The sequence below is a fragment of the Conservatibacter flavescens genome (assembly GCF_002795425.1).
In the GTDB taxonomy this organism is placed as follows: domain Bacteria; phylum Pseudomonadota; class Gammaproteobacteria; order Enterobacterales; family Pasteurellaceae; genus Conservatibacter; species Conservatibacter flavescens.
Genome location: NZ_PHHA01000002.1, coordinates 25,320 through 48,575 on the forward strand (window position 1 = coordinate 25,320; position 23,256 = coordinate 48,575).

Below are 23,256 nucleotides of genomic sequence, written 5' to 3' on the forward strand. Positions count from 1 at the left end.
ATGCAAGAAAAGGTTATGTACTAGGAGATTATGAAAATGGGTTTATTTGACAAATTATTTGGTTCAAAAGAAAACAAAGCTGTTGAGGTAGAGGTTTATGCACCTTTATCTGGCGAGATCGTGAATATTGAAGATGTACCAGATGTGGTTTTCTCTGAGAAAATTGTTGGTGATGGTGTTGCGATTCGTCCAACAGGAAACACGATTGTTGCTCCGGTAGATGGAGTTATCGGTAAAATTTTTGAAACAAATCATGCTTTCTCTATGGAATCAAAAGAAGGAGTTGAATTATTCGTTCACTTCGGTATTGATACAGTAGAACTAAAAGGTGAAGGTTTCCATCGTATTGCTCAAGAAGGGCAGACTGTGAAACGCGGTGATGCGGTTATTGGTTTTGATTTACCATTACTTGAATCAAAAGCAAAATCAGTTTTAACACCTATTGTGATTTCTAATATGGACGAAATTAGCCATGTTGAGAAAAAATCAGGTCAAGTTGTCGCAGGTGAGTCTGTGGTACTCGTTTTGAAAAAATAATCTGACGAAGATTGTTAAAGGGCAAATAGCATATATGGCTGTTTGCCCTTTTTGTTTTTATGCGGGCGAGTAATTATTAGGAGTTGATCACATTTCTGATGAAAACTTGTCTTAATTGAGTAACCTTTTATTTACAGAACTTCACAACCTGTTACAATACGCGCACTTCAATGTGAAGTCATTTTAAAGGTGCTTATTATGTTATGGTTTTTACTTTGTGTCGGTTTGCTTCTAGCTGGCTATTTCTTTTATGGGGCATTAATCGAAAAAATCTTTAAGATCAATCCTTCGCGTGTTACTCCTGCTCATGCTATGGGAGATGGAGTAGATTATGTGCCAATGTCTAAAAAGAAAATTTGGCTAATTCAATTATTAAATATCGCAGGAACAGGCCCTATTTTTGGTCCTATTCTTGGGGCATTGTATGGTCCGGTTGCGATGCTTTGGATTGTATTTGGCTGTATTTTTGCAGGCGCGGTTCACGATTATTTCTGTGGAATGATGAGTATTCGTAATAAAGGTGCAAATATTCCATTTTTAGCAGGAAAATATATTGGGGCGCCAGCAAAACATTTTATGAACATCTTTGCAGTGGTATTATTACTTTTAGTTGGCGTTGTATTTGTGGCAAGTCCAGCTAATTTGTTAAGCAGTATTACTGTGGAAGTCATGAATGGTGGCAATATTAGTTCAAGTGCAGTGAATGAAGAGGTAACAAAAGGTTCTAGCAACATTCTAGTGATTTGGACTGCGATTATTTTTGCTTATTATATTATTGCGACTTTAGTGCCTATTGATAAAATTATTGGTCGTATTTATCCGATTTTTGGGGCGCTGTTATTATTTATGACATTTGGTATGTTTGCCGGTTTCTTAATTAACGGTATTCCATTTTTCAGAACATTATTCCCTGAAGTCGGATTTTGGGGAACAGAAGTTGCATTAGGCGATTTCTTTAAAAATATGAATACGTCTGGTTTACCAATTTGGCCAATGGTTTTTATTACTATTGCTTGTGGTGCTATTTCAGGCTTTCACGCAACTCAAACTCCACTCATGGCGCGTTGTGCACAAAATGAGAAAGAGGGGCGTTTCATATTCTATGGTGCAATGATTGCAGAAGGGGTTATTGCATTAATTTGGTGTATGGTTGGGTTAAGTTTCTATGAAAGTCCAGAAGCCATTTCAACCGCGTTAAAAGGTACACCATCACAGGTAGTGTATGAATCAGCAATTGGTATGCTTGGTTTCGTTGGCGGTATTTTAGCTGTATTAGGTGTTGTTGTATTACCTATTACATCCGGAGACACAGCATTCCGTGCAGCACGCTTGCTTATCGCGGATTTCTTGAAATTTGATCAGCGTAATCTTGCTAAACGTTTAATGATTGCAGTGCCATTATTTGTCGTTGGTTTTATCGTATCAAAAGTGGATTTCCAAGTATTGTGGCGTTATTTCGGTTGGGCAAACCAAACAACCGCGATGGTGATGTTATGGACTGCTGCAGCTTATTTATACCGTTATCAAAAATTCCACTGGGTATGTACTATTCCGGCGATTTTCATGACAATGGTATGTACAACTTTCCTCGCGTATGCGCAAATTGGTTTTGGTTTAGATTATAATACTTCTGTTTGGGTGGCTGTTGGGTTAACCGCTTTAATTACAGTCGCATTCTTTACTTTATTAAAACCATTAGATAAAGCGCAAGAAGCAGAGTTAGAAAGTTAATTATATGTATTAACCGATTAAGGCGAACATCACAAGAGTTCGCCTTATTTTTTGCCTTAAACATCGCATTCTATAAAAAAGTGCGGTAGAATTTCTGTGAGTTTTTAGATGTGAGGGGGAAAGTATGATTATTTATTTACATGGTTTTGACTCTAGCAGTCCAGGTAATCATGAGAAAGTCATGCAACTGAAATTCATTGATGATGATGTTCGTTTTATTAACTACAGTACACTTCATCCACGCCACGATATGCAGTTTTTATTAAATGAAGTACATAAATTAGTTCGTGAGTCTCGTGATCCTTCCCCTTTAATTTGCGGAGTAGGTTTAGGCGGTTTTTGGGCGGAACGTATAGGTTTTTTATGTGGTATTCGACAGGCGGTGTTTAACCCCAATTTATTTCCTCAGGAAAATATGATAGGAAAAATTGATCGTCCTGAAGAGTATGAGGATATTGCGACGAAATGTGTAGAGAATTTTCGAGAAAAAAACCAGAATAAATGCCTTGTTTTTTTGTCAAAAGAAGATGGTATTTTAGACTCTCAACGTAGTGCCGATATTTTGTCGCCATTTTATGAGGTTGTTTGGGATGAAATTGAAACCCATAAATTTAAAAAGATCTCCCAGCATTTACAGCGTTTGAAGCAGTTTAAAAGTGGAAACTAGAGAATAAAGAGAAATAAGTTTTAGTTGGTATTATGGTGAATTTTTTTACTCGATGGGTTTTATTATGTTGTTTTTTGCTTTCCCTTTCTGTTGGGGGGCAAGCGAATTTATTTGGCAATAAGCCACAATTTTTGCGGGCAGAGCAAGCATTTATATTTACTGCTAAACAAGCACAAGATCGTGTTGAACTCCATTGGTCGATTGCTGATGGGTATTATTTATATAAAAAAGAAATTCAGGTTGATGGTGAAAATGTCACTGTAGGTTCCCTAAATTTTCCACCTAGTGAGCGTTATCATGATGAGTTTTTTGGTGACGTGGATATTTTTCGTCAACAATTGGCGCTTTCAGTACCTGTGTCAGGTATTGGACAAAATGCTGTATTGACAGTGACTTATCAAGGATGCACTAAAGGGTTTTGTTATCCCCCTGAAACGCAAACTGTCTCTTTGGGGCAAAGCGTTGATACTGAAAATAGGGTGATGTCCAATCAAGGAAATGACGAGTTTGAAAAAAATCCGGAAAAAGACACCGCACTTCTACCTGAACAAGATCGTTTAGCGCAGTTGCTTTCTCAACATATTTATACTGTATTTTGGTTCTTTTTATTTGGTATAGGTTTAGCCTTCACACCTTGTGTATTGCCTATGTTGCCATTACTTTCAGCAATTGTAATGGGAAATCATCGCCCGTCAACGGGACGGGCTTTAGCGCTAAGTTTTGTCTATGTGCAGGGAATGGCATTAACCTATACTATTTTAGGCCTAACTGTGGCCGCGATAGGCTTGCCTTTTCAGGTCGCGCTACAAAGTCCTTATGTTTTAGTTGTATTATCTATTATTTTTATTGCCCTCGCGCTATCTATGTTTGGAGTATTTACGTTACAACTTCCAAATAGTTGGCAGAATAAATTAACCCAAATCAGTCAACAGCAAAAACAAGGTGCTTTTGGTGGTGTGTTTGTGATGGGCATGATTGCGGGGCTCGTTGCTTCTCCGTGTATCACCGCGCCATTATCCGGTGTATTACTGTATGTGGCACAAAGTGGCGATATGATAAAAGGAGCCGTCACGTTATATTTATTGGCATTAGGCATGGGATTACCATTATTGTTGATTACAGTATTTGGCAATCGTATTTTACCTAAGTCAGGGGCTTGGTTAGAGAATGTAAAAATAGCCTTTGGTTTTGTCATGTTGGCGGTGCCTATTTTTTTATTGTCAAGAGTGTTGGCATTTGAATGGGAACCGCGTTTGTGGGCATTATTAGGCACAAGCTTTTTCTTTTGGCTTGCTTTTCAAATGCATAATTATTCAAAGTGGGGAAAATTTAGCCGAGTGCTATGCTTAGTGATGGCTGTAATATGCGCTAAGCCTTTGCAAGACTGGATATGGAAAAGCCCTTCTTCTGAGGTGAGCAGTCAATCTGTTGAACATGTTTCTTTTCAGCAGGTTAATAGCTATGAAGAATTACAAACCCAACTGGCAGCAAATCCAAAGAAAATTGCGATGTTGGATTTATATGCCGATTGGTGTGTGGCATGTAAAGAATTTGAAAAGTACACATTTAGTGATAAACAGGTACAACAAGCATTTAACGATGTATTATTGTTGCAAATTGATATGACAAAAAATTCTGAACAAAATCGGGAATTGATGCAGAAACTGAATGTGATTGGATTGCCAACTATCATTTTCTATGATCAAAGCGGTAAAGAAATTCCGCGTTCTCGAATTACGGGCTTTTTAGAGGCTACGCCTTTTTTGCAATGGATACAACGTTTTTTGAATGACACACTTTAATGATTTTATGTTATAGTGCGCTTCTTTTATCTTTATTATAGAGGTTTTAAATGAAAAAATGGTTACTTATTATTCTTGTTGCCGTGGTAGCAGGATTTACCCTTATGACAAGTTATAATGGTTTAGTCAAAGCGGAAGAAGAAATTGATTCTGTTTGGGCAAATGTTGAATCCGCTTATCAACGTCGCGCGGATTTAATTCCAAATTTAGTCAATACAGTAAAAGGACAGGCAAACTTTGAACAGGAAACATTAACGGGTGTGATTGAAGCGCGTTCAAAAGCCACTCAAACACAAATTGATCCGAGTAATATGACTGAGGCGCAATTAGCAGAGTTCCAACAAGCACAAAATCAAGTTGGCTCGGCATTATCACGTTTATTAGTGACCGTTGAGCGTTATCCTGAATTAAAAGCACATGATGGCTTTATGAATCTGCAAGCGCAATTAGAAGGAACGGAAAATCGTATTAATGTTGCGCGTAATAATTTCAATGAAGCAGCGCGTATTTATAATCAAAAAGTGCGTACATTTCCGACAAAGCTAGCCGCCATGATTTTTGGTTTTAATGAAAAACCTTATTTCAAATCTGCGGAAGGCAGCCAAAACGCTCCAACAGTAAATTTTAATTAATTACTTATATCCTCCCTTTGTCCATCAGACAAAGGGAATATTCTTTGCAAGTTTAACGGTTCCCAATTAAGGCAAAATAATGGCACTATTTTCTCGTATTCCCATTGATAAATCCCGTATTGAGCAAGCTATCATCACACTAGAACAGCAAAGTTCTGCAGAATTACGTGTTTATGTAGAACGACACATGCCAAAAAATGTGAATGTTTTTGACCGCACTTTTGAGGTGTTTGAACAGTTAGAGATGGATCAAACAGTGGCGCGTAATGGTGTATTGATTTATGTTGCATTTAAAGATCATGCCTGTTGTGTATTAGGGGACGAAGGCATTCACGCTCATGTGGGAGATATTTTTTGGCAAGAAGTGCATGAAATTATGATTAAAAACTTTAAGCACGAAGCCTATACTGACGGAATTGTAAAAGCGATTGAGTGTATTGGCAGAGAGCTTGCACAATATTTTCCGCGTCAAGAAGATGATGTCGATGAACTACCAAATGAGGTGATTATCAATGAATAAGTGGCGTTGGTTGAAAAGTGCGGTATTTTTTTGCGTTTTTTTTATTGTTGGCGGAAGTTGGGCGGCTGAATTCCCTACAGCGCCACAGCCTTTTCGTTATATTAATGATTATACCAATACGCTTTCTACAGCAGATAAAAATACATTAGAACAAGCGCTTACTCAATATGGACAGGAAACGAGTTCGCAGATTGCAGTCGTCATAATCCCAACGGTTGGAGAATATGATATTGCTCAGTATACCTTTGAACTGGGAGATAAGTGGGGGATAGGGCGTAAGCAATTGAATAATGGGGTGCTGATGCTGATAGCCAAAAATGATCGTAAAATTTTTATTGCGACAGGGCAAGGGCTAGAAGGGGTATTACCCGATGCGTTTTTATCTCAGCTAATTCGACAAAAAATCACACCATATTTTGCGCAGGACCAATATGCACAAGGTATTGCAAATGGATTAAGTGCGATTATGGCAGCGAGTCAAGGGGAGTATGCGGCATTAGAAGCAGAAGATGAGCACTCATTTGAGGACATTATTCCCTTCATTATGATTGGCATTTTTATTTTGATTGTCATATTTGGGGAAATAAGTGCTCGACGTAGACCTTATATTAGCCCGACAAATAATCACTCAGCAGAGCAAATTTTGCGTCAAGGCATTCGTCACCGTAGCCGTCGTGCAGGTTATGGTAGCGGTATTGGCGGAGGATTTGGTGGCTTCGGAGGTGGTGGAAGTTCCGGTGGTGGCTTCGGCGGCGGTAGCTTCGGTGGGGGAGGCGCTGGAGGGAGCTGGTAATGATAGGGTTATTGTTCTATCTATGTGGCTTATGTTACAATTTTAGTACATTTTTTGAATTGAGGTTAAATAATGGAAACTTTAGATAAAATTAAACAACAAATTAGCGAAAATCCTATTTTACTTTATATGAAGGGATCGCCAAAATTTCCATCATGTGGCTTTTCAGCACGTGCAGTGGAAGCATTAATTAATTGCCAAGTGCCATTTGGCTATGTGGATATTTTACAACATCCGGATATTCGCGCAGAGTTGCCAAAATATGCTAACTGGCCAACTTTCCCACAATTATGGGTTGATGGCGAGTTAGTTGGGGGCTGTGATATTATTTTGGAAATGTTCCAACAAGGGGAATTACAGACCTTATTAAAGGCAACAGCAGAGAAATATCCTCAAGCTTAATCATAGATTTATTCGCATTAAGGTGGCTATATGGCCACCTTCGTTTTTTAAGAGTGAAAGTAATTAAGGAGATAAAAGAGCGGTCAAATTTTCCGTTGTTTTTGTTGCCACTTGTGCCAGTATTTGTTGACGTTCTTTTTCATTAATTAAGTGTATATCGCCAAATAGCTGATAATCAATGTCAGTAATGCCACAATAATTAAATAATCCGTTGATTAAACAAACATCAAGGGATTTATCCCAGCCCAATGCTTGATAGTCCACAACATTGCTTCCAAGTGTAATGAATTGTTGCATTTTCTTATGGTGAATCAAGCCAACAGAAGTGCCATTTTCTGTTTTATAGGCGAAACCATGACTTAATACTCGATCGAGATAGCCTTTTAAAATGGCCGGAAATCCCATCCACCATAATGGATAGACTAGCGTAATGAGATTTGCCTGAGTAATAAGAGATTGTTCATAACGAATATCTGCTGGCACAATACCTTGTCCTGCGGCATTAAGCTCTTCCCATGATAAAACAGGATTAAAGTTAAGGGCATAAAGATCACGTATTTGAACATTTACACCGGGTAGCTTTTGGCTACTTTCTGCGATGGATTCTACAATCGCTCGATTAAAACTGTGTGTGTTTGGGTGAGCGAAAATGATGAGATGATTCATTGTTTCTCCTCTAGTTTACGCACAAATAACGTAATGCCTTCCACATGGGTGACTTGAATGATATCGTGAGGTTGTAATCCTGAACCTTTAATACGCCAAGTCGTATCCGCAAAATGTCCACGTCCAATACCGCTAGGATCAATGCTTTCTACGCGTCCGATTTTCCCGAGCATAGCATGATCCCGTTGGTTTAAGTTTGTACGTGATTGGTCTTGACGGTCTTTGCCGTGCTGATACTTCCACCATATTAGGCTGAGCATAATCGCTAAAATAGCATAGATGACAACCATAGCCGTGATGGAGAGCGTAGGGAAGCACAATACTATCCCAGAGACAATTAGGGCGGCTAACCCCCACCACAGTAAAAAAACACCCGGTATAAGAATTTCGGCAATGAGTAAAATAAAGCCTAAAGCTAGCCAATGCCAAACAGACCATGTATTAAACCATTCCATAATTTCCTCACTATGGGTTTTTATTGCCTTTAAGTAATTCTGCGATACCGGAAATCGAACCAATGAGATTTCCTGCTTCAAGTGGCATAAGGACAACTTTGCTATTATTTGAGCCACCAATTTCTTTAATTGCCTCGGTGTATTTTTGAGCAATAAAGTAGTTAATTGCTTTGGTATCGCCGTTTGCAATAGCGTCAGAAACCATTTGAGTGGCGCGCGCTTCAGCTTCAGCAGCACGTTCACGCGCTTCCGCTTGTAGAAATGCTTCTTGGCGTTCCCCTTCTGCTTTTAGAATGCGAGATTGTTTTTCTCCTTCTGCACGTAAAATCTCTGCTTGACGCACACCTTCAGCTTCTAAAATATCTGCGCGTTTATTTCGTTCGGCTTTCATTTGTGCATTCATTGCAGCAATCAGTTCTTGAGGTGGGCGGACATCACGAATCTCAATACGTGTTACTTTAATCCCCCAAGGGTTTGTTGCTTCGTCAACGATAGATAAAAGGCGACTGTTGATAGAATCACGCTGAGACAACATTTCATCTAATTCCATTGAACCTAATACCGTTCGGATATTGGTCATTGTTAAATTAATAATGGCTTGTTCTAGATGATTTACTTCATAGGCTGCGTTACGCGCATCAATGACTTGGACAAAACAAACGGCATCAATGGATACATTCGCATTATCTTTTGAGATAACTTCTTGGGAAGGAATATCAAGCACTTGTTCCATCATGTTAATTTTTCGCCCCACACGATCAACAAAAGGAACGACAAAATTGAGGCCTGGAGTAAGGGTGCGCATGTAGCGGCCAAAACGCTCGATAGTCCAATGATATCCTTGTGGGACTGTTTTAAGTGTGGAGGCTAAGATGACAATAATCAGTACAACAAAGAAAATTGCTACCGTAGGTAAACCATCTAAATATTCCATATATTCTCCTTAAAAATAAATGTGGTGATTAGAGTGTAGCATAGACCGCTTTAAACCGCACTGATTCGATAATGATATTTATCTACTTGTTTAACAAACTCAAGCTGATGGGTGATACAACTAGGGGCATCAAGATCTTGATGAGAGACAAATAAAAGCTGAGTTTGGCTATGATTGACTAGCTGATCGATAAAATTTAAAACTAATTTACGATTTAACCCATCTAATCCTTGTAAAGGTTCATCAAGAATTAATACGGGAGGGTATTTGACCATCGCTCGCGTAATAAGTAACAAGCGCTGTTGCCCCCAAGATAGAGAACGAAAAGGTTTATTGGCAAGTGCGGTCAGATTAATACGAGAAATCCACTCTTTAGCTTTAAGACGTAATGCATCGGGGACTTGTTGATATATACCAATGGAGTCAAAAAAGCCAGATAAAATGACATCAAGCGCAGAACAGTTGATTCGATAATCCATATGTAACTGGCTACTGATATAACCTATTTTTTGTTTAATTTCCCAAATAGTTTCACCGGAACCACGTTGTTGACCAAATAATATGACATGATTGGCATAGGATTGAGGATGATCCCCCGTCAGTACGGATAATAGGGTGGACTTGCCTGCACCATTAGGGCCTTTAATCCACCAATGCTGATTAGGTTTAACCGTCCAATTTAAGTTGTCTAAAATTTTGTGTTCACCATATTGAATGGTGACATTTTGAAGCTCGAAAACAGCTTGATCATTTGGGAGGTGAATTTTAGGCATTGCACAATCTGGTAACGGAGTATTAATAGCTTGTTCCGCATAACATAATTGTTGAAAAATACTTTGCTGCTCTAATTCATGACGTGAACCAGCCAATAATACTTCGCCTTGATCAAGTAAGGCAATATGGGTCGCTTGTTGAGGTAAATCATTAAGGCGATTAATGATGAGCACGAGTGCCATTTGGGGTAATAATGTGGAAAACAACTGTTGCCATTGAATGACGGATTGTTGATCTAATCCTTCAAAAGGTTCATCTAAGATTAACAGGTCGGGTTGTGAAACTAATATTTGACACAATAAGACTTTACGACTTTCTCCAGTAGAGAGTTGCATAAAAGGCCGATGGAGTAAGTGTGATATGTTTAATTTTTCAGCGTATTCATCGCATAATTGGGGATCGTTATGTGCCTTTAAAATTAATTGACGGGCAGTTAAACCAAAATTGTCAGGGCTTTCGTCGTTGTTGCGATCGCGGAAAGTTTGTTCAAGTATGTGTTGTTGTTTTTCAAAGGAAAGTGCGGTAATTTTTTGAAAAGTATTTGTATATTCGCCACTAATGAGTGAAAGTTTATTTTGTAACGCTAGAGAAAGTGCAGATTTTCCACTACCGTTATAGCCAACCACAACCCAATAATCATGCTTTCGAATGGTGAGTTGAGGAATATACAGGTTGGGGAGGGAGTGGCGTTGAAATTGAGCTTGATAGGTGGAAAGTTCGGTCATTATTTCTCCTTAATTGAGGGGCAAATATATTTGCCCCAATATAACATTAAGCTTGAGTTTTATCCTCAGCAATACATACGGCTGCGGTAAATAACACGTCTGTTGATGAGTTGAGCGCAGTTTCCGTTGAGTCTTGCAATACACTGATAATAAAGCCCACTCCGATCACTTGTGCGGCAATATCATTTGGAATACCAAATAAGCTACATGCTAATGGAATGAGAAGCAATGAGCCACCAGCAACACCTGAAGCGCCTGCGCCACATACAGCAGCAACGACACTTAATAGTAAAGCACTCGGAAGTGACACTTCAATATTTAGAGTGTGTACCGCTGCAAGCGTGAGAACCGCAACAGTGATCGCAGCACCGGCCATATTGATTGTTGCGCCCAATGGAATTGAAACTGAATAGGTTTTTTCATCAAGATTCAAACGTTTTGCTAATGCCATATTCACTGGAATATTCGCAGCAGAACTACGTGTTAAGAAAGCGGTTAAGCCACTCTCACGTACACAAGTCCATACGAGAGGATAAGGATTACGGCGAATTTTCCAATAGACTAAAATTGGGTTAATTACAAATGCAACGAATAACATCGAACCAAGTAATACGACGAGAAGATGGGCATAGCCTAATAACGAACTAAAGCCTTTGTCTGCGAGGGTTTCTGCAACTAATCCAAATACACCGATTGGCGCAAGAGAAATCACAAAGTGAACGATTTTGGCGATACCTTCGGAGAAATCATTCAACACGTTTTTCGTAGTATCAGAGGCATGACGTAGCGCGATGCCTAATCCAACCGCCCAAGTCAAAATACCAATAAAATTCGCGTTAAATAAAGCGCTTAGTGGATTATCTAAAGCATTAAATAAAACGGCTTTAAGTACTTCAGACACCGCACCAGGAGGGGAAAGCTCGGCATCTTGAGTAACTAATGCAATAGTACTAGGGAAGAAAAAGCTAGCAACTACAGCGGTTAATGAGGCTAAAAAAGTACCGATAGCATACAAAATAATAATGGATTTCATATTGCTTTGCTCACCGACTTTTTTATTGGCAATTGCAGCGATAACAAGGACAAAGACCAAAATTGGCGCGACGGCACGTAAGGAGTGCACAAAGATTTGCCCTAAAATACCTACTTTATCAGCAAGGTCAAATCCCAATATTCCTGCTAATAGAGGAGAAACTAATGCAACGATAATCCCCAGTATTAAACCGATAGTGATACGCTTTATTAAGCTACCATGAAAAAATAATGAAAATAAACGTGAAGTATTCATAATGTTAATAAGTTGTTATAGGCAAAAAAGCCATAAGTTAATCAATGAATCGTTTTTATCAACAATTCCCCTTAGGTTTGGTGTTGAGAGATTAACGTAAATTGCGTATAAATAAAATATCTTCGTGAAAAAAGAGCAAAAAAGTTTAAATTTTATTTGACACACTGTATTTTAAAACAGTATATTTACTGTATGAAATAACAGTGTGAAAATATATGCATCACTGAAACAGAATTGCCTTACTTCTGAGGAACATACTATGCAAAAAATAAAAATGACAACTGAGCATGATTTTTCTTATCAACCTTTACCTTTCTATGATGATAGTTATATGGGAAGCATAAATAGTAAAGGCATGGTTAAGTATAAATTAGATTTGAACCTTTATTGTATCAAACGCCCACAACAAACTTGTTTTATCCGTGTGACTAATCCGAATATGTTAGCGTGGGGGATTGAAGAAGATGACATGTTGGTAGTAGAGAAAAAAGAGGCGTTACAAGTTGGTGATTTAGTTGTACTTGAAGAACAGCAAGAATTCCGTTTATATGAGTTTTTTGCGCATCGTAATAATGAATATGTATTAATGGCATTAGACTCCAAAGTGGATAACATTGTTACCCAAGATTGGCAAAACTTACCCATTGTTGGCACAGTAACAAATACCATTCATCAAATAAAACCTAAGAAACAAGTAATGTATACTCAGTAGGAAGCGATATATAAAACAGGAAAGTGCGGTATAAAATTAGAAAATTTTTTATAGGATAAAAATAAAGGCATATTATGATCAAAATATGCCTTTATATAAACGTTATAATACGCGGCGTGATTGGGTATAATTTCTTGACCAATAGCTTTCATTTAATGAACTAATGGTGACGCCTTGACTTGAACTCGCATGCATAAATTGCCCATTACCAATATAGACACCAACGTGTCGATTTTTACGGAAAAAGACTAAGTCACCTTGTTTTAATTCAGATTTATTAATGCGCTTTCCAACGTGTTGTTGTTCTGAAGTTGTGCGCGGCAGCGCTAATCCATAAGTTTTGATAAAAGTTGTTTGCATAAAGGCGGAGCAATCAATCCCGCTTTTGGTTGTACCGCCTAAACGATAACGCGTTCCAGCCCATTCACGATAGATACTATTTAATTTTTTGCTAGTAGCAGGGGAATAAACCACTTCGTCATTATATGGTTTATTTGTACGTAAATCCTGAATAAATTGTGTCAATTTGACATCGTCACGTTGTTGGGGGGCGTATTCTGAAGTTGACGAATTGCTTGAACAAGCCGTCAGGCTAAGTAGCCCTGTAATAATTAATAGCTTTTTTAACATAATGATTCAATATAAAAAGTAGAAAATTTTTGAATATAAAACGCAAAACTTTGTCGATAATACTTTAATTTCGCTATAATAACCAGTATTAATTTGGGATTATTGTTATTTTTTGAAATAAAGTATAATTTTGTGAGCTTTGGGGAATATTATGGCCAATTCTTATTTGTCATCAGAGGCATTAATTAATCATTTTTCTTTAATTAGTCGTTTATTTGGTAACTTGTTTTATCGTTCACCTTCAGACCCTATTTTAAGTGGTGTGTTTAATTGGTTAGAACAAGGGGGATTAACACAGGTTTGGCCGTTAGTGGTTGATGGGCAAAGTGAACAAGCATTACAAGTATTACAAAATGTTCCTAACTTAACAGAGTTAGAACAAGAATATCAGCAATTATTTCAGATAAATACTGGGGCAGTGCCTAATAGTTTATCTGCTTATGATATTGATGCAGCTGCATTTTCACAATTTCGTATTATGCGAGCTATGCCAGAAGTCGAAAGTGCGGATCATTTTGGTTTAGTTTTATTAACAACCTCTTGGATTGAGGATAATCTTGATTCTTTAGAGGCTCAAAGGGAATGTTTTGAAACATTTTATTACTTTGTGCAGGGCGTTTTTTAGGAAAAGTTGAAGCCCATGCGACTTTGCCTTTTTATCGTGCATTGGCACAATTGACAAGAGATATCTTATCTGCAATGGCTGATGAACTTGAAGAAAGTATATTGCCAGAAAGCTAGGATTGCGATTTGTGTCATTCAGTGTAGGGATTTTTCATCAATCTGATGTAAGCACTTGTACAGAGGCGGCAACAGCTGATTGATCATATTAAGTTGTTGCATTGGTACGCTAAATTCAGTTTGATTTAAATTTTCTTCGGCATATTCGGCCATATATTGTTTTAGATGATATTCAATATTTAAAGCTGCGGTATTGAATTGTTCCTCTGTCAGTTGATGGAGATTTTCTAATAGCGTAATGACTTTTTTAGCAATAGGATAGAATTGAGCTAAAAAAACTGTACTTTGCTGTAGTTGGTTCATGTGAGAGCGATAAGCACCTAATGCAGCAATATGACTTAATAAAGAATAATTAATTTTCAAGAATTGGAAGCCATTTTGTAAATATTTTTGGTATTTTTGTGGCTCATTATTCATATTTGACATCATTGTGCTTAGCTCTGTCGCGCTATCGTGGGCGGTGCGACGGGCTAAGCGGTATTTTAAATCATCACCTCGACCAAATTGCAATTGGCTAATTACGTATAATAAATAGCGTGCATCATGTTTAATTGCTTGACGGCTTGCTTTGCCTAAATTTAAAAATTTCCAATCTGGCCATAAATAAGACACCGCAAACCATGCAATCACTGCGCCGATAAGGGTGTCAATGATTCGGGCGCTCATGGCTGTGTAAATGTCAAAACCGATAATGTCAAAACTAATTAATACTTGGATTGTAATAAAAAAAGTGGAAAAGCTATAGTTATTACTGCGGAAAAAATAAAATAGGGTACTTGATAAGACAACCAAACCTAACTTAGCCTCTAGAGTCGCTGTAAAATAAGGAAGCAAAGAACCAACTACTACACCTAATATCGTGCCAATAATACGTTGTTTTAAGCGCAGTTTTGTGGCGGAGTAATTGGGTTGACACACAAAAACGGCAGTTAACAGAATCCAATAACCCCTATCTAAGTGAAATAATGGAACAATTGTGCAACAAATAAAGACAACGATAGACAAACGAACGGCGTGTCGGAAAAGCTGGGATTCAAATGTGCAATGGTTTTTTATTGAATAAAAAATGTTACGTAATCCCGTGATATTCTCTGCATGAATTTTTCTACGCTCAGTTTGTTTTTGAGAATGGATAGCATATTGTTGACCATCAAGATGGCGTAATTGCCAAGTGACATTTTGCAAATTCTCAATGAGGCTTTTTAAATGCAAAATAAGATAAGGATTATTTTGCTGCGCCATAAAATGTTCAAACGATTGTTGAATACCTAGTAATGCACGATCAAGGCGTGGTGGATGCTCATAAGCTTTATTTTGCTGCAAGCTATAGGCAATGTCACGACAAGCTTGGGCTTGTAATTCCAATAATCGTTGTATTCGAAATAAGAGATCGGTGTTTTTTAGCTGTTCAGCAAGATATTGATAATTGAAGTGGCTAGAGTTAATTTTTTCATGAATTTCTTGCGCGGTGAAATAATAGCGCATCATGTTGTTTGTATGAGTATGGCGATTTTGCCCAGTGAGGCGATAAAATAAAGCGGTGCGACAATGGTTAAATGCTTGGATAACTTGGCCACTTTTCATCGCCAACTGTATTTGTTTACTTTCTAATAGGGATATTTCATCAGGGTCGAAAAAGACTGATTTTGCATCAAGATATTGCGCTAATGCGGTAAAGGATTTGGCTAAGTTTTCTTGAACGGGGCGATGAGGAAAAATAAGATGGATACAGATAGCCATAACACTGTACAAAAGTGTGCCCGCTAAAATCATGAGAGGATTTAAATACCATGCCGTTTCAGGTAGATAGGTGAGGGTTGTATATAATGCGACAACGAGCGTGCCAAAAGCGATAGTGCTATAGCGTTGTCCAACCGCGCCTAACATAGTAAAGATGAATGTCATGGCAGTCATAATAAAAATGAAATAATAACCGTGTATTATCCCTAATTGGGCGGCAAGAGAAGAAATAGAGAAAGCGATAAGTGTATAAAATATATTTTTTAGGCGTCCAGTTAAACGATTATCAAGATCGACTAAACCACCTGCAATGCTGCCTAAAATGAGAGGCATACTTTGTTGAGAAATATGCAAAAACCATACGAAAATTGCCGCCAAGTTGACGGCAATAAAGATGGGTAATGTATTGATGACATTGGCATTAAGCCAAGTACGATTCATGATATATTTAATATGTTATAAGTAAAAAGTTTATTTTTCAAATTGTTGAGCAGCAGCATTTTGGCGCGCAATTTGGGCCACTTCTTTAGGAACTACGCGTTGTCCTACAGGGAAAAGAGAAATGCCAGCAAGTTTAAAATGGGCTAATCCTGTTGGTATACCAATGATCGTCACACATTGTGCAATCCCTGTGAGGATATGGCTGATACATAGCCACCAACCAAAGAAAATAAACCAAAAAATATTCAATACTGTGCCAAGCCCATTACTCACTGGATGTGTGGGCTCAAGATATTTAACGTGAATAATATCATTACCGAAAGGTACAAAAGACATTTTTGTGATTTCCCAACAACTGCGGCTATATGGCAAGGTGACAACTAAAACTGCACTGATTACTGTCGCTAATAACCAACCTAATGTCGTGACAAAACCACCTAAAACAAAATTAAGGATATTTAAAATTAAACTCATTGTTATATTTCCTTCAATATTAAGTCATTAATCCCTAAATATGGGCTAGGATATTTATTTCAAGCGCTCAGCTAAATAACCATCATAATCTGGCACATCGATATCGTATTCTTTAATAAATGCTGGCGATTGAATTAATAAGTTAGCAGTTGAAGCATTCATCGCAACAGGAATATTCCAAACAGTTGCAACGCGCATTAAAGCTTTCACATCGGGATCATGAGGAACGGCATTCATGGGATCCCAAAAGAAAATTAAAATATCAATTTTTCCTTCAGCAATTAACGCGCCTATTTGTTGATCTCCCCCCATCGGGCCACTTAGCAAGCTAGTAATGGTTAAATCCGTTTGTTGATGAATAAGATGGCCTGTTGTGCCGGTTGCATACAGTGAATGTTGAGATAGAGCTGTACGATGGACTTTACACCACTTTATGAGTTCTTGCTTGCAATGGTCGTGAGCAACAAGGGCAATGCGCTTATGAGCTTGAAGATGACGCAAGGTAGTATTCATTCTAATTCCTTAAGCGTATTTGTAGAAAAATAAACAGATTAAAACTTAAGTGAGATATAAATTGTGCAGCTTATACCATTGTTTTTAGCTTGAATATCTTCAAGCTAAAAACGTGACTTTAATTCAATATTCTATGAGACTAAAAATAAATCGCTCATATGATGAATAGAAAATTATTGTTTTTTGGCCCAATTTAAGAAACGCGTTTGAGTTTCTTTATCTGCTTGTTGGAACCAATATTGTAATTGTTGTTCAGCAACATTTTCACCTTGAACAATGATTTTCCCTTTTTGTGCTTTCGCAAAACCGGGTACTGCAGCAGGCATTGCCGTTGAAACGAGTGCAGGGATAGCAGCAACTGCTCCAGAGGCATTATATTGTGCAAGATTTTCTTCCAAGTTGGCATTTGGTAAAAAGCCTTCTTGTTTCAAACGATCTTGTTGAGATGAAATTGTTTTGCCAGAGGTTGTTTTTAACGTGATTTGTGGATCTTTTTTAAAGGTTTCTACATCACGTTCATTATCAAGACGAGGTGCTGAAATCACTAAATCTTCTTGTGTACCTTGGAATGTTACAATAATCGGATCGGATTCAAATAATGAACGATCAGAGCCTAGTCGTACAATTTCTGAAACACGAACTACAACTTGATGTTTTTGTCCTGCCGTTGCATTAAAAGAGTTGGTGTCTTTTAATAGAGATTTACTGGTTTTTTGTCCATCGATTGCTAAGAAATCAATGTTAGAAGAACTAGTTACGACGCCTGCGAAGGCGGTTGAACTTGCAAGCAGGGTTGCAACAGTTAATGCCACATGACGAAGTTTCATGCTAACTCCTAAGAATTTTTAATTTATCAATACATACACTTTATGTTTGAAAGTGTATGGCATATCCTAGTCTAAATTCGTTAAAATTGAAATAGTTGAAGCTATACAAAACAAAAAATTTTTGATTTTTTACAAAACAAGGGGTTGTTATGTTAATTCGGCAATATAATGTTTATGGACGGGTGCAAGGTGTAGGTTTTCGTTATTTTACTTGGAAAAAAGCACAACAGCTGGATCTAAAAGGTTTTGTGCGTAATTTATCTGATGGTAGCGTGTCTATTCTTGTTCAAGGCACACAAGAACAATTAGCACAGTTTAGGCATTGGCTAGAGGAAGGCCCTAAAACAGCTCATGTAGAACGTGTTTTAGAGCAGCATTATGATGAGGAACGGGTATTTACGACGTTTGAGATTCGGTACTGAGAGCGCTATATGTATTTTTTTGAAAACGTAATCGAATTTTTGACCAAATCAAAGCCAATAGGAAGAAAATCCCTTGTAGAATAATTATACAAGGTCCTGTGGCAGCATCGATATGATAACTTAATAATGTTCCTATAAGTGTGGCTGAGACAGATGTGAATAGAGCAATGAGTATCATTGTGTCAAAGCGCTTAGTGAGTAAATAGGCGGTAATGCCTGGTGAAATTAACATAGCAATGACGAGAATAACGCCCACAACTTGCATGGCGCTTACAATTGTTAAGGCAAGTAAAATCAGTAAGCTATAATGCAAGCGTTTTATATTTAATCCTGCTACTCGGGCATGGCTCGGATCAAAGCAATAGAGCAAAAAGTCACGGCGTTTTAATACAATGATGATAAAAATTATGCTGGAAATAATTAATGTTTGTATTAATTCTGCTCGACTTATACCGAGTAAATCGCCGAATAAAATATGTGATAAATGCTCATTAGTTTCGATTTTTGTGAATAAAACCAATCCAAAAGCAAACATGCCAGAAAATACAATCCCCATGACAGTATCTTCTTTGATACGGCTATTTTCTTTTAAATAGCCAACACTTACTGCACAGAAAATACCAGATAAAAAAGCACCAATTGCTAAAGGAATGCCTACCCAAAAAGCAATGACAATACCGGGTAGAATCGCGTGAGAAATTGCATCTCCCATTAACGACCAGCCTTTTAGCACGAGATAACAAGAAAGAATAGCGCATACAATAGCAACAATTAGCGCAGTAAATAGCGCATGTTGCATAAAAGGAAAACTGAAAGGTTCACTAATCCAAGTCCACATGAGCTTTCTCCTGTGTATTAGGGTGAGATGTTCGACGGAAAACCCCATATTTAGGGGCAAAAAAGAAAGCCATAAGAAACAGAACTGTTTGTAGGCAAACGATGATTCCCCCTGTGGCACCATCTAGGAAATAACTGATGTATGCACCCACACCACTTGTAAAAATACCTAACGTCACCGCAATAATAATTAATTTTCCAAAGCGATCCGTGAGTAAATAGGCTGTTGCGCCGGGTGTAATGACCATTGCAATCACTAAAATTGCACCAACAGTTTGTAGGGCTGCTACTACGCAGGCACTGAGTAAAGTAAAAAAAAGAATTTTATACTTTAAAGGAGATAATCCAACTGAAACCGCATGACTTTCATCAAAGAAGACTAGAAGTAAATCTTTCCAAAATAATAAGAGGAAAATCAAGCTAATAGTGATGATAATGGCAATTTGTATAATATCTTCGTCGGCAATACCGAGAATATTGCCTAAGACAATAGCTTGTACATCTACTGCGGTTGGATTTAAAGAAATAATGAATAATCCAATAGCAAAAAATGTTGTGAAAATGAAGCCGATCACCGCATCTTCACGTAATTTGGTGATGGATTTTATCCAGAGAATTGAAAGTGCGGCTAAAATCCCTGAAAAAAATGCACCAATTGCATAAGGCAGGGTAAAGGCATAAGCAATGGCGACACCTGGTACAACGGAATGAGATAGCGCATCTCCAATGAGTGACCAGCCTTTTAACATTAGGTAAGCAGATAAAAAGGCACAGATACCCCCGACAGCTGTACTAATTAAGATCGCTTTAAGCATATATTGATATTGAAAAGGTTCCAACAAGAGCGTTAGCATGATTCATTTCCTTTTTTGCAAGAACCTTCTAAACAGCAGTTTTTTACGATAGGGGCGGGTGGATCATTTTTAGTTTGTCCATAAAAAACAGCTGGACGCTCGTCATCTGTTAGTACAGTAACTGAGCGGTTGTCTTCATCATCATGTAAATCACGACCGAGCAATTTAATATGGCGCAATACCCCACCAAAGACCTTTTCTAAATTATGCTGATTAAAGGTCGTTTCTGTTGGGCCTGTGGCGATTATGGTACGATTAATCATGACTACTTGATCACAGAAATCGGGTACGCTGCCAAGATTGTGAGTTGAGACTAAAATTAAATGACCTTCAAGGCGAAGTTGCCCGAGTAATTCTATGATAGCGTTTTCAGTTTGCACATCAACGCCAGTAAAAGGCTCATCAAGTAAAATGACTTTGCTTTGTTGCGCAAGGGCGCGAGCAAGAAAAACGCGTTTTTTTTGCCCTCCAGATAATTCACCAATTTGGCGATGGGCGAGATGTTCAATATTGACACGTTGCATAGCTTGCAGCACTTTTTGCTTATCAATAGCACTAGGAATACGCAAAAAATTCATATAGCCATAGCGCCCCATCATGACGACATCATAAACTGAAACAGGGAATTGCCAGTCTACTTCTTCACTTTGTGGTACGTAAGCAATTAAATTACGTTTTAGCGCTTGCTGGATAGGGTAGCCACAAAGATGAATTTTTCCTTGTTGTGGTTTAACTAATCCCATTAAGCTTTTGAAGAGAGTGGATTTCCCACTCCCATTCACGCCAACAAGGGCACATGTTGTGCCACCTGTAAGTTCAAATGAAACATCGTAGATCGCAAGATGTCCGTTATTGTAACGTACGGTGACATCTTCCACTTGGATTGAGGCAGTTTTATCTGCAGTCATTATTTTTCAAATCCTTTTACAATAGTAGTAACAGTAGTGTTAATTAAATCAATATAAGTTGGCACAGCTCCATTCGCAGCAGATAAGGAGTCAACATATAATACACCACCGTATTTTGCGCCACTTTCTTTTGCAACTTGTTGCGCAGGTTTTGGTGAAATTGTACTTTCGCTGAATACAACAGGGATATTATGTTGCTTTACAATCTCAATGACTTCGCGGACTTGCTGTGGGGTGCCTTGCTGTTCAGCATTAATTGGCCATAAATAAGCTTCTTTAAATCCGTAATCATGAGCTAAATAGCTAAATGCGCCTTCACTTGTTACTAACCAACGCTGTGCTTCTGGAATTTGTGTGAGTTTTTCACGTAAAGGGCGGTCTAAATTTTGAATTTTTTCAGCATAGTCCGCAGCGTTTTTGGCATATATTGCCGCATTTTGCGGATCATATTTCATGAGCGCGTTTTTTATGTTCTCAATATAGATAAGCGCATTACTTGTCGACATCCAAGCATGTGGGTTTGGCGCATTCTTATAAGGTCCTTCATAAATCGAAATTGGCGTAATTCCCTCAGTTACCACAACGGCAGGTTTTTCTTTGATATTTTGAAAAAAGCGTTCAAACCAACGTTCAAGATTTAAGCCATTCCATAAGATTAAATCTGCGGATTGTGCTTTTACAATGTCTTTTGGTGTTGGCTGATAATCATGAATTTCAGCACCTGGTTTGGTAATGGATTCAACAATTGCGGCATCGCCTGCAACATTTTGGGCAATATCTTGGATCACGGTAAATGTTGTGATGACTTTAAATTTTGCATGAGCTTGTGAATAGAACATACTGATTAATAACAAGCTAATCACGGTAAATATACGACGCATAATTTTCTCCTCTAAGTTAGTTAAAAGTCGTAGGAGAATAATACATTAAATGATAATGATTATCAAATAAAAGCATGAAAAAAGACACACTTTTTTTAAGACTTTACAAACATTTTGCAGGTTTAGGCAAACCCGCAAGCTTTGTCGCTTGTTTTGCAGGGCCATCAGGAAAAAGACGTTGTAGATAGCGACTATTGCCTTTTTCTTCTCCCAGTTTTTGCTGCATAGCTTTCACTAGCATACGTATTGCAGGCGAAGTTTGGTATTCCTGATAGAATTCACGTACAAAATAAATGACTTCCCAATGAGCCTCTGTTAATGTGAGGTTTTCTTGTTGTGCGATGGCTTTAGCGACATCGGGAGACCATTGTGTATGGTCGGTTAAGTAACCAAAAGGATCGGTGTCTAGATAAATATTATTGACTTTAAGCATAGTTAAATTATACAAAAAATGCCCCATATATGGGGCATATGATATCACTTTATTGACTTAATCTATATACGTAATTAGTCACGATTAAGAGAAAGAAGATTAAGCAAGCTGATAAATAAGTTATATAGTGAGACAAAGATACTCACTGTTGCACGGATATAGTTAGTTTCCCCACCGTGAATAATATTACTGGTTTCATAAAGAATCGCACCAGCAGAAAAGACAACAAATAATGCGCTAAGTGCAACGTGTAATGCTGGATAATTAAAGAAGAAGCTTGCGATCATGCCGACAACAAGTACGATGAATAGTGCAAACATCATGCCTGATAGGAATGACATGTCTTTCTTTGTAGTTAATACATAAGCTGAACAAGCAAAAAATACAGCCGCTGTTCCACCAAAAGCGAGTACAACAATATCGCCTAATCCGTTGCCGATGTAAGCATTAAGAATCGGGCCTGTTGTATATCCAAGAAAACCTGTAAAAGCAAATGTAGATAAAATACCCCAAGCGCTATTAGCGAGAGAATAAGTTAAAAAAAGTAATCCATAAAAACCAGCTAACATGATAATTAATCCCGGACGCGGTAGATTAAAGCTCATGGAAGCAAAAGCGGTTAACGCGGAAAAAGCCAGTGTTAATGCTAATAAAAAATAAGTATTACGCAAAACTTTATGCGTGCTAAGTAATGATGTGGAATGCTCTCTACTATCAACGACAATACGAGGTTGCATAAGATTCTCCTGTAAAATGTGAATAATATGTAACGAGAAAAATATAGATGATAAGTTAATGTGTCATTATAAAAAAGTCAAACATTAATTTTTAAATTATAGTATATCAATAGGGGATTATTTGACAGTATTGACATTATTTCGAGGATTCAATAAAAGTAGATAATTTGATGAAAATGA

The 23,256-nt window shown here is 37.8% G+C and carries 26 protein-coding genes and 1 pseudogene; 11 read left to right on the plus strand and 16 right to left on the minus strand.

Translation table 11 applies throughout. From position 1 onward, the window contains the following. The first annotated feature begins 36 nt into the window (after window positions 1-36). From crr to grxD, 8 genes are all read left to right on the plus strand, one after another. Window positions 37-537 carry a PTS glucose transporter subunit IIA gene (gene crr / locus CVP05_RS00130; protein ID WP_100287877.1) on the plus strand — a complete coding sequence of 167 codons (501 nt, stop codon included), beginning with the start codon at window positions 37-39 and terminating at the stop codon, window positions 535-537. A 198-nt stretch (window positions 538-735) separates the two neighbouring features. Then, entirely contained in the window at window positions 736-2,268 is a 1,533-nt protein-coding gene (locus CVP05_RS00135) for a carbon starvation CstA family protein (RefSeq protein ID WP_100287540.1), read from the plus strand. A 124-nt stretch (window positions 2,269-2,392) separates the two neighbouring features. Then, window positions 2,393-2,935, plus strand: a complete 543-nt coding sequence (gene ycfP / locus CVP05_RS00140; protein ID WP_100287541.1) for an alpha/beta hydrolase YcfP — start codon at window positions 2,393-2,395, stop codon at window positions 2,933-2,935. A 32-nt stretch (window positions 2,936-2,967) separates the two neighbouring features. Further along, window positions 2,968-4,737, plus strand: coding sequence for a protein-disulfide reductase DsbD (locus CVP05_RS00145; protein ID WP_100287542.1), 1,770 nt, complete (start codon window positions 2,968-2,970; stop codon window positions 4,735-4,737). 50 nt (window positions 4,738-4,787) lie between these two features. Next, entirely contained in the window at window positions 4,788-5,369 is a 582-nt protein-coding gene (locus tag CVP05_RS00150; RefSeq protein WP_100287543.1) for a LemA family protein, read from the plus strand. A gap of 79 nt (window positions 5,370-5,448) precedes the next feature. Then, on the plus strand, window positions 5,449-5,889 hold the full coding sequence (locus tag CVP05_RS00155; RefSeq protein WP_100287544.1) for a TPM domain-containing protein: 441 nt from the start codon (window positions 5,449-5,451) through the stop codon (window positions 5,887-5,889). Beyond that, on the plus strand, window positions 5,882-6,682 hold the full coding sequence (locus CVP05_RS00160; RefSeq protein ID WP_100287545.1) for a TPM domain-containing protein: 801 nt from the start codon (window positions 5,882-5,884) through the stop codon (window positions 6,680-6,682). The genes CVP05_RS00155 and CVP05_RS00160 overlap by 8 nt, the downstream gene beginning before the upstream one ends. A gap of 72 nt (window positions 6,683-6,754) precedes the next feature. Further along, window positions 6,755-7,084, plus strand: coding sequence for a Grx4 family monothiol glutaredoxin (gene grxD, locus CVP05_RS00165; protein WP_100287546.1), 330 nt, complete (start codon window positions 6,755-6,757; stop codon window positions 7,082-7,084). A gap of 63 nt (window positions 7,085-7,147) precedes the next feature. Here grxD and CVP05_RS00170 read toward each other — a convergent pair whose 3' ends face one another. From CVP05_RS00170 to sstT, 5 genes are read right to left on the minus strand one after another with little or no spacing between them, the layout of a single operon-like run. Beyond that, window positions 7,148-7,750, minus strand: coding sequence for an NAD(P)H-dependent oxidoreductase (locus CVP05_RS00170; protein ID WP_100287547.1), 603 nt, complete (start codon window positions 7,748-7,750; stop codon window positions 7,148-7,150). Further along, on the minus strand, window positions 7,747-8,205 hold the full coding sequence (locus CVP05_RS00175) for an NfeD family protein (RefSeq protein ID WP_100287548.1): 459 nt from the start codon (window positions 8,203-8,205) through the stop codon (window positions 7,747-7,749). Before CVP05_RS00175 ends, CVP05_RS00170 begins: the two co-directional genes overlap by 4 nt. Window positions 8,206-8,215: 10 nt before the next feature. Further along, window positions 8,216-9,139 carry an SPFH domain-containing protein gene (locus tag CVP05_RS00180; protein ID WP_100287549.1) on the minus strand — a complete coding sequence of 308 codons (924 nt, stop codon included), beginning with the start codon at window positions 9,137-9,139 and terminating at the stop codon, window positions 8,216-8,218. A 50-nt stretch (window positions 9,140-9,189) separates the two neighbouring features. Beyond that, entirely contained in the window at window positions 9,190-10,638 is a 1,449-nt protein-coding gene (modF, locus tag CVP05_RS00185) for a molybdate ABC transporter ATP-binding protein ModF (RefSeq protein WP_100287550.1), read from the minus strand. A gap of 46 nt (window positions 10,639-10,684) precedes the next feature. Next, window positions 10,685-11,926, minus strand: coding sequence for a serine/threonine transporter SstT (gene sstT, locus CVP05_RS00190; RefSeq protein WP_100287551.1), 1,242 nt, complete (start codon window positions 11,924-11,926; stop codon window positions 10,685-10,687). 259 nt (window positions 11,927-12,185) lie between these two features. On the opposite strand from sstT, the gene CVP05_RS00195 reads away from it, so the two are divergent. Next, entirely contained in the window at window positions 12,186-12,638 is a 453-nt protein-coding gene (locus CVP05_RS00195; protein WP_100287552.1) for a LexA family protein, read from the plus strand. Between the two features lie 102 nt (window positions 12,639-12,740). Here the strand turns inward: CVP05_RS00195 and CVP05_RS00200 are convergent, their stop codons facing one another. Continuing rightward, window positions 12,741-13,268: an NlpC/P60 family protein gene (locus CVP05_RS00200; RefSeq protein WP_100287553.1), complete on the minus strand. Its 528-nt coding sequence runs from the start codon at window positions 13,266-13,268 to the stop codon at window positions 12,741-12,743. Between the two features lie 151 nt (window positions 13,269-13,419). Here CVP05_RS00200 and CVP05_RS00205 point away from each other — a divergent pair. Beyond that, a pseudogene (locus CVP05_RS00205) lies at window positions 13,420-14,009 on the plus strand (TorD/DmsD family molecular chaperone). Between the two features lie 18 nt (window positions 14,010-14,027). Here CVP05_RS00205 and yccS read toward each other — a convergent pair. From yccS to CVP05_RS00225, 4 genes are all read right to left on the minus strand, one after another. Next, a complete protein-coding gene (gene yccS, locus CVP05_RS00210; RefSeq protein WP_100287554.1) occupies window positions 14,028-16,190 on the minus strand; it encodes a YccS family putative transporter in 2,163 nt (720 codons plus the stop codon). A gap of 30 nt (window positions 16,191-16,220) precedes the next feature. Next, window positions 16,221-16,664: a YccF domain-containing protein gene (locus CVP05_RS00215; protein ID WP_100287555.1), complete on the minus strand. Its 444-nt coding sequence runs from the start codon at window positions 16,662-16,664 to the stop codon at window positions 16,221-16,223. A gap of 54 nt (window positions 16,665-16,718) precedes the next feature. Continuing rightward, window positions 16,719-17,177 (minus strand): methylglyoxal synthase, encoded by a 459-nt coding sequence (locus tag CVP05_RS00220; RefSeq protein ID WP_100287556.1) that lies wholly within the window; start codon window positions 17,175-17,177, stop codon window positions 16,719-16,721. A 173-nt stretch (window positions 17,178-17,350) separates the two neighbouring features. Beyond that, window positions 17,351-18,004, minus strand: a complete 654-nt coding sequence (locus tag CVP05_RS00225; protein ID WP_100287557.1) for a curli polymerization inhibitor CsgI-related protein — start codon at window positions 18,002-18,004, stop codon at window positions 17,351-17,353. Window positions 18,005-18,153: 149 nt separating this feature from the next. Here CVP05_RS00225 and CVP05_RS00230 point away from each other — a divergent pair, with 149 nt between their 5' ends. Then, complete coding sequence (locus CVP05_RS00230) at window positions 18,154-18,426, plus strand: acylphosphatase (protein WP_100287558.1); 273 nt, start codon at window positions 18,154-18,156, stop codon at window positions 18,424-18,426. Here the strand turns inward: CVP05_RS00230 and CVP05_RS00235 are convergent. The 6 genes from CVP05_RS00235 to CVP05_RS00260 form a co-directional block, all read right to left on the minus strand. Further along, window positions 18,401-19,264 (minus strand): metal ABC transporter permease, encoded by an 864-nt coding sequence (locus CVP05_RS00235; RefSeq protein ID WP_100287559.1) that lies wholly within the window; start codon window positions 19,262-19,264, stop codon window positions 18,401-18,403. The two genes, CVP05_RS00230 and CVP05_RS00235, sit on opposite strands and share 26 nt — an antisense overlap. Then, window positions 19,248-20,117 carry a metal ABC transporter permease gene (locus tag CVP05_RS00240; protein ID WP_100287560.1) on the minus strand — a complete coding sequence of 290 codons (870 nt, stop codon included), beginning with the start codon at window positions 20,115-20,117 and terminating at the stop codon, window positions 19,248-19,250. Before CVP05_RS00240 ends, CVP05_RS00235 begins: the two co-directional genes overlap by 17 nt. Further along, window positions 20,111-21,025, minus strand: coding sequence for an ATP-binding cassette domain-containing protein (locus tag CVP05_RS00245; RefSeq protein ID WP_100287561.1), 915 nt, complete (start codon window positions 21,023-21,025; stop codon window positions 20,111-20,113). Before CVP05_RS00245 ends, CVP05_RS00240 begins: the two co-directional genes overlap by 7 nt. Further along, window positions 21,025-21,906, minus strand: coding sequence for a metal ABC transporter substrate-binding protein (locus CVP05_RS00250; protein ID WP_100287562.1), 882 nt, complete (start codon window positions 21,904-21,906; stop codon window positions 21,025-21,027). The genes CVP05_RS00245 and CVP05_RS00250 overlap by 1 nt, the downstream gene beginning before the upstream one ends. 103 nt (window positions 21,907-22,009) lie before the next feature. After that, the gene (locus CVP05_RS00255) at window positions 22,010-22,339 is read right to left on the minus strand and encodes a TusE/DsrC/DsvC family sulfur relay protein (RefSeq protein WP_100287878.1); all 330 of its coding nucleotides are present in this window, start codon (window positions 22,337-22,339) and stop codon (window positions 22,010-22,012) included. Window positions 22,340-22,413: 74 nt separating this feature from the next. After that, window positions 22,414-23,076, minus strand: a complete 663-nt coding sequence (locus CVP05_RS00260) for a Bax inhibitor-1 family protein (RefSeq protein ID WP_100287563.1) — start codon at window positions 23,074-23,076, stop codon at window positions 22,414-22,416. Between the last annotated feature and the right edge of the window lie 180 nt (window positions 23,077-23,256).

Bases quoted from the DNA above. Each gene is read 5' to 3' on its own strand.
- CVP05_RS00195 (WP_100287552.1), top strand. From the start codon at position 12,186: ATGCAAAAAATAAAAATGACAACTGAGCATGATTTTTCTTATCAACCT.
- CVP05_RS00230 (WP_100287558.1), top strand. From the start codon at position 18,154: ATGTTAATTCGGCAATATAATGTTTATGGACGGGTGCAAGGTGTAGGT.
- CVP05_RS00220 (WP_100287556.1), bottom strand. From the start codon at position 17,177: ATGAATACTACCTTGCGTCATCTTCAAGCTCATAAGCGCATTGCCCTT.
- CVP05_RS00145 (WP_100287542.1), top strand. From the start codon at position 2,968: ATGGTGAATTTTTTTACTCGATGGGTTTTATTATGTTGTTTTTTGCTT.
- grxD (WP_100287546.1), top strand. From the start codon at position 6,755: ATGGAAACTTTAGATAAAATTAAACAACAAATTAGCGAAAATCCTATT.
- modF (WP_100287550.1), bottom strand. From the start codon at position 10,638: ATGACCGAACTTTCCACCTATCAAGCTCAATTTCAACGCCACTCCCTC.
- CVP05_RS00170 (WP_100287547.1), bottom strand. From the start codon at position 7,750: ATGAATCATCTCATCATTTTCGCTCACCCAAACACACACAGTTTTAAT.
- CVP05_RS00160 (WP_100287545.1), top strand. From the start codon at position 5,882: ATGAATAAGTGGCGTTGGTTGAAAAGTGCGGTATTTTTTTGCGTTTTT.
- yccS (WP_100287554.1), bottom strand. From the start codon at position 16,190: ATGAATCGTACTTGGCTTAATGCCAATGTCATCAATACATTACCCATC.
- CVP05_RS00215 (WP_100287555.1), bottom strand. From the start codon at position 16,664: ATGAGTTTAATTTTAAATATCCTTAATTTTGTTTTAGGTGGTTTTGTC.
- CVP05_RS00200 (WP_100287553.1), bottom strand. From the start codon at position 13,268: ATGTTAAAAAAGCTATTAATTATTACAGGGCTACTTAGCCTGACGGCT.
- CVP05_RS00155 (WP_100287544.1), top strand. From the start codon at position 5,449: ATGGCACTATTTTCTCGTATTCCCATTGATAAATCCCGTATTGAGCAA.
- sstT (WP_100287551.1), bottom strand. From the start codon at position 11,926: ATGAATACTTCACGTTTATTTTCATTATTTTTTCATGGTAGCTTAATA.
- CVP05_RS00235 (WP_100287559.1), bottom strand. From the start codon at position 19,264: ATGTGGACTTGGATTAGTGAACCTTTCAGTTTTCCTTTTATGCAACAT.
- CVP05_RS00175 (WP_100287548.1), bottom strand. From the start codon at position 8,205: ATGGAATGGTTTAATACATGGTCTGTTTGGCATTGGCTAGCTTTAGGC.
- CVP05_RS00180 (WP_100287549.1), bottom strand. From the start codon at position 9,139: ATGGAATATTTAGATGGTTTACCTACGGTAGCAATTTTCTTTGTTGTA.
- CVP05_RS00255 (WP_100287878.1), bottom strand. From the start codon at position 22,339: ATGCTTAAAGTCAATAATATTTATCTAGACACCGATCCTTTTGGTTAC.
- CVP05_RS00225 (WP_100287557.1), bottom strand. From the start codon at position 18,004: ATGAAACTTCGTCATGTGGCATTAACTGTTGCAACCCTGCTTGCAAGT.
- CVP05_RS00135 (WP_100287540.1), top strand. From the start codon at position 736: ATGTTATGGTTTTTACTTTGTGTCGGTTTGCTTCTAGCTGGCTATTTC.
- crr (WP_100287877.1), top strand. From the start codon at position 37: ATGGGTTTATTTGACAAATTATTTGGTTCAAAAGAAAACAAAGCTGTT.
- CVP05_RS00260 (WP_100287563.1), bottom strand. From the start codon at position 23,076: ATGCAACCTCGTATTGTCGTTGATAGTAGAGAGCATTCCACATCATTA.
- CVP05_RS00240 (WP_100287560.1), bottom strand. From the start codon at position 20,117: ATGCTAACGCTCTTGTTGGAACCTTTTCAATATCAATATATGCTTAAA.
- ycfP (WP_100287541.1), top strand. From the start codon at position 2,393: ATGATTATTTATTTACATGGTTTTGACTCTAGCAGTCCAGGTAATCAT.
- CVP05_RS00250 (WP_100287562.1), bottom strand. From the start codon at position 21,906: ATGCGTCGTATATTTACCGTGATTAGCTTGTTATTAATCAGTATGTTC.
- CVP05_RS00245 (WP_100287561.1), bottom strand. From the start codon at position 21,025: ATGACTGCAGATAAAACTGCCTCAATCCAAGTGGAAGATGTCACCGTA.
- CVP05_RS00150 (WP_100287543.1), top strand. From the start codon at position 4,788: ATGAAAAAATGGTTACTTATTATTCTTGTTGCCGTGGTAGCAGGATTT.